The organism is Clostridium sp. TJA020 (assembly GCF_058310295.1).
Genome location: NZ_JBZEFC010000018.1, coordinates 1 through 4509 on the forward strand (window position 1 = coordinate 1; position 4509 = coordinate 4509).

At 24.6% G+C, this 4509-nt stretch carries 3 protein-coding genes, 3 tRNA genes and 2 rRNA genes; 6 read left to right on the forward strand and 2 right to left on the reverse strand.

Translation table 11 applies throughout. From position 1 onward, the window contains the following. Positions 1 to 8: 8 nt before the first annotated feature. From rrf (AC4FQ1_RS13025) to AC4FQ1_RS13045, 5 genes are all read left to right on the forward strand, one after another. A 5S ribosomal RNA gene (gene rrf, locus AC4FQ1_RS13025) occupies positions 9 to 125 on the forward strand. An 8-nt stretch (positions 126 to 133) separates the two neighbouring features. Beyond that, positions 134 to 209 (forward strand) — tRNA-Lys (locus AC4FQ1_RS13030). A gap of 741 nt (positions 210 to 950) precedes the next feature. Further along, positions 951 to 1067 (forward strand): 5S ribosomal RNA (rrf, locus tag AC4FQ1_RS13035). A gap of 7 nt (positions 1068 to 1074) precedes the next feature. Further along, positions 1075 to 1150: transfer RNA gene (locus tag AC4FQ1_RS13040), tRNA-Lys, on the forward strand. Between the two features lie 86 nt (positions 1151 to 1236). Next, positions 1237 to 1312: transfer RNA gene (locus tag AC4FQ1_RS13045), tRNA-Lys, on the forward strand. A gap of 122 nt (positions 1313 to 1434) precedes the next feature. Here AC4FQ1_RS13045 and AC4FQ1_RS13050 read toward each other — a convergent pair. Continuing rightward, positions 1435 to 2199 (reverse strand): signal peptidase II, encoded by a 765-nt coding sequence (locus AC4FQ1_RS13050; RefSeq protein WP_491169863.1) that lies wholly within the window; start codon positions 2197 to 2199, stop codon positions 1435 to 1437. A gap of 157 nt (positions 2200 to 2356) precedes the next feature. Here AC4FQ1_RS13050 and AC4FQ1_RS13055 point away from each other — a divergent pair, with 157 nt between their 5' ends. After that, positions 2357 to 3163: a pyruvate, water dikinase regulatory protein gene (locus tag AC4FQ1_RS13055; protein ID WP_491169864.1), complete on the forward strand. Its 807-nt coding sequence runs from the start codon at positions 2357 to 2359 to the stop codon at positions 3161 to 3163. A gap of 43 nt (positions 3164 to 3206) precedes the next feature. Here the strand turns inward: AC4FQ1_RS13055 and AC4FQ1_RS13060 are convergent, their stop codons facing one another. Continuing rightward, on the reverse strand, positions 3207 to 3956 hold the full coding sequence (locus tag AC4FQ1_RS13060; protein ID WP_491169865.1) for an amidase domain-containing protein: 750 nt from the start codon (positions 3954 to 3956) through the stop codon (positions 3207 to 3209). Between the last annotated feature and the right edge of the window lie 553 nt (positions 3957 to 4509).

The window sequence follows — 4509 nt, forward strand, 5'->3', positions numbered from 1 at the left end:
TCTGAATATCTGGTGATGATGGCATAGAGGAAACACTCCTTCCCATTCCGAACAGGAAAGTTAAGCTCTATAGCGCCAATGGTACTGCATGGGTGACCGTGTGGGAGAGTAGGACGTTGCCAGGTTTTTTTACGTGCCATTAGCTCAGCTGGTAGAGCACCTGACTCTTAATCAGGGTGTCTAGGGTTCGACTCCCTAATGGCGCACCAAAAAGATCTAGAAATTTCTAGATCTTTTTTTATTTAAATTTATTAAAAATATAATATTGTTGATTAAAACAGATTATATGACTATAAGCTTTATATATGGAGAAATAATGTTATAATATTTTAATTAAAAATGAAATATATGATATGAAGTGGAAAATTGCTTCTAAGTAACAAAAAACTTAAGAGAAGTACAATCCATATTAATAATATATAGTGCTACTAAAGATTATTATATTAATGTAGATTTTATTTGTTAAAATAAAAAATATTAATATAAAGAAACTATTATATAAAAAAACACTATTTTTAAGAAGATATAATTATAAAATTGGATAATATATAGATTATTATATTCAATATATTTGTAATATAGTTGTTTAGTAGGATTAATTTTTTTATTATAAATATTAAATTATGTTTATTAATAAATAAATTTAAAAATAGTTATTTTGAATTATTTGTATTTTATTAAAATTATAGTAATTTTAAAATCTAATTTAAGAAAAATGATTAAAAAATATTTTATAAAAAATCAAAAATTCAATTTATAAAATATAAAATATATATTATTTTATATAGATTTAAGTGTAGCTAAATGCTGATAAAATGGGCATTTAGATCGTATGTATTTATGTTTTTAAAAAAAATGAAGAAAGTTGTTGACAAAAGGTATTTATGTCTATATAATAAGTAATTGTTGAGGCGCCAAATAAGGTGAAACAACAACACATTAAAAAGTAATCTGGTGATGATGGCATAGAGGAAACACTCCTTCCCATTCCGAACAGGAAAGTTAAGCTCTATAGCGCCAATGGTACTGCATGGGTGACCGTGTGGGAGAGTAGGACGTTGCCAGGTAAGATGTGGTTCACTAGCTCAGTCGGTAGAGCACATGACTTTTAATCATGGTGTCCCGGGTTCGATTCCCGGGTGAGCCACCAAAATTACTTTAAGTAATTTAATATTTGCTAGTATTAGTTTTTATAAATTGATTTTAGTTGATTATTGATTTATCACTAAAATATACGGTTCACTAGCTCAGTCGGTAGAGCACATGACTTTTAATCATGGTGTCCCGGGTTCGATTCCCGGGTGAGCCACCAAGAATTACTTAAAGTAATTCTCTAATAGGAACTTGCTTAGCATTATATATTCAAAAAGATTATGCTTTCATAATCTTTTTTTATTTTTGTAAAAGATTATTATAATAAGAAAGAGCTATTTTTTAATAGCTCTTTTTATTTTTAGAAAATATTTTTTTGAAATCATTTTTCATAAAAGTTAGAAATCTATTTAAACTTTTAATATCATCTTTAAATGTTGATTTATCATCATTATTTGAGAAAAAGCCATTATTATAAAAACATATAATTAAGAATAAAATTCCTAAGTTTATGTATATATCTTTAAAATCTGCGACGAATAATGTACTTATTCCTATAAAATCTAAACTACCACCATAAAATAATTTATCTATTAATGAACATAAAGCACCTGATATTATAAATAATATTGTTAGGTCAGCAAAAATATCTTTGTTTCCTTTTGACTTATAATATCTGTATATTTCTATAAATATTATTATGGCAAGTACATTTATAAAAATTAGGGCCGAAAAGCTTACTGATGTTCCAAATCTTGCATTGAGCCATGAACCATCTGTATTTATAAGTGGATTGAAAGATAAAAATCCATTAAAAATTTCAAAGTATGATTTAAAGAAGAATAATTTTATTATTATTTTAATTCCTTGATCTAATATCATAAGAAATAAAAATATAATTATCATAAATTTTTTATTCAATCCTAAAGGATATTTTTCTGTGAATTTATAAAAGAAGTATCCTACAATACCAAATAATATTATAAGAAATAAATTACCAATTATAGTAGTTAGATCATTTATTCTCCCAGTAATTAATTCAAAAAGAACATATACTAACCACATTAAAGGAAGTGTTACTACTGATAATATTTTTTTTATATTCATTTAAGCCTCCATAAAAAGAATTTTTTGTAAATTACATTTATAAAATTAAGTTTAACATATAATTACAAAATTCACTATTGAGAAAATAAAAAAAAATGTGTAATAATATAGTCAAAGGGGAGAAATTAAAAAAGTTTAAAAAAGAGAGGTACTTATTATGTTAACAATATTTGCAGTGTCAGATTCAATTGGAGAAACTTCAAATCAAGTTGCTATTGCGGCAGCAAGTCAATTTGGTAAAGATGTTATAGTAGAAAGAATACCTTATATAAAAAGTTTAGATGATATAGAAGATGTTATAGAAGCAGTTAAAGAATGTGGTAATGAAGCAGTAATAGTATCAACAATTATAACTGTAGATGTTAGGGAGTATTTAACTCAAAAATGTATAAGCAATAATATACCAGTGGTAAATGTACTAGGACCAATATTAAACATAGTATCATCTAAGTTAAATAAACTTCCGGATAATAATCCAGGTGCTATGTGGGAAACTGATGAGAATTACTTTAAAAGAATAGAGGCTATGGAATTTGCTATGCAATATGATGATAGTAAAGACTATAGGGGAATAAAAAATGCAGACGTTGTCTTAGTTGGATTATCAAGAACATCAAAGACACCTTTATGCATGTATTTAGCTAATAAAGGTATAAAAGCTATAAATATACCTTTAGTTCCAGAAGTGGGTGTACCTAAAGAATTGTATGAAATTGATAAGAAAAAAATATTTGGATTAACAATTAATCCTCTTCAATTAATAGAAATAAGAAAGAAAAGATTAGATAAATTTCATAGAATACCTTCAGATGTTGAATATGCAGGAGATGCTAGAATATTAGAGGAATTTGATTTTGCAGATAATATAATTAGAAAGTTAGGATGTAAAACTATAGATGTAACTCAAAGAGCTATAGAGGATACGGCGCTTATAATATTAGATGCATTAAAATTAGGAAAATAAAACAAAAAAAGAAGTATGTTCATTGTGCATACTTCTTTTTTCTTTAATTAATAGATAATATTCTAATTTTTGGGTATATATCAGGATACATATAAGAAAGAGGATAATTTAACTTATTATATGAATGGCAACAGTATAAACAGTCATTGTTAAGAGTGTAAGTTATAATACCTGAATGAGTCCAAGTTTTTCTTTCAGGACTAAAAAATTGAATAATAGACCCAGGGGATAAGTTATTAGTTTTTTTTGCTATTTTGTTATAGATTAAATAGCTGTATAGTTCATTAACTCTAATCCAGGAATTTTTATATGGACTCCAAGTGCTTGATAAAGGAATACCTCCATAATGTATAACTTGAGATACAAAATTTGTGCAATCTCCACCGTTTTTATCAAAACTTTGATATTCATCATTATAATTTAATGCATATTTTTCAGCATAAAATACTGCCTTATTAGAATCATATAAAATATTTCTAGTTTTATTTAAATTAAAAGTATCATTTCTTGAAAGATTAGGAATAGTATAAAGATTTAAAATAAGATTTTCATATCTTTTTATTAAAGAATTTAGGAATAAATTAGTTAAATTTTTTATATAACATAAGTCTTCAGAAAAATTAATTATGTTTTCATCAAACAAATCATCATATATGCAATAAATTAGCCATTTATTATAATATTTACATAATAAAGCTCTATTAAAACTTGTTGAATTAATTTTTTTATCTTTTATTGTTTGAAATTTAATATAAAAATGAACTAAACAAGCTTTATCATCAATATATTTCATATTCAAAATTTTAATACCTGTATAATTAAAATTATTTATATTTGATAGGGGTAAGCTGTAAGCAGATAAATATTTGTTTTTGACTTCTAAAAAATTTAAATAATTATCATTACAAATTAAATTATTCGGTATTTTGTTAGAGTATATATTTGAAAAAAAATTATATAAAGTAGAGTTTATTAATAAGTTATTTAAGATAGAAATTTTCATTAAAAAACCTCAATATAATAAATTTATAATATATTATATGTATTATAAAAAATAATTGATAAAAAATGAAAAAACATGTTGACAAGAATTATATATGATGATAATATAATTCTTGTCGCTGAGGTAAATATGTCTTAGAAAAACTTTTTAAAATTAAATTTTAAAAATGGTTGACATATTAAATATTAAGTGATAAGATAAATGAGTCGCTTGAGGGTGACGAGATAAAATGGTCTTTGAAAATTGAACAGAATATAGAAATACATTTAGAACCAGCAATTCTTTTTACAAGTAAGTTTTAAGAGCGAGATTAAACTTTTTATTGAGAGTTTGATCCTGGCTC

What these genes read in the sequence shown, in the direction of transcription:
- AC4FQ1_RS13060 (WP_491169865.1), bottom strand. Translation starts at nt 3,956, where the DNA reads ATGAAATATATTGATGATAAAGCTTGTTTAGTTCATTTTTATATTAAA.
- AC4FQ1_RS13050 (WP_491169863.1), bottom strand. Translation starts at nt 2,199, where the DNA reads ATGAATATAAAAAAAATATTATCAGTAGTAACACTTCCTTTAATGTGG.
- AC4FQ1_RS13055 (WP_491169864.1), top strand. Translation starts at nt 2,357, where the DNA reads ATGTTAACAATATTTGCAGTGTCAGATTCAATTGGAGAAACTTCAAAT.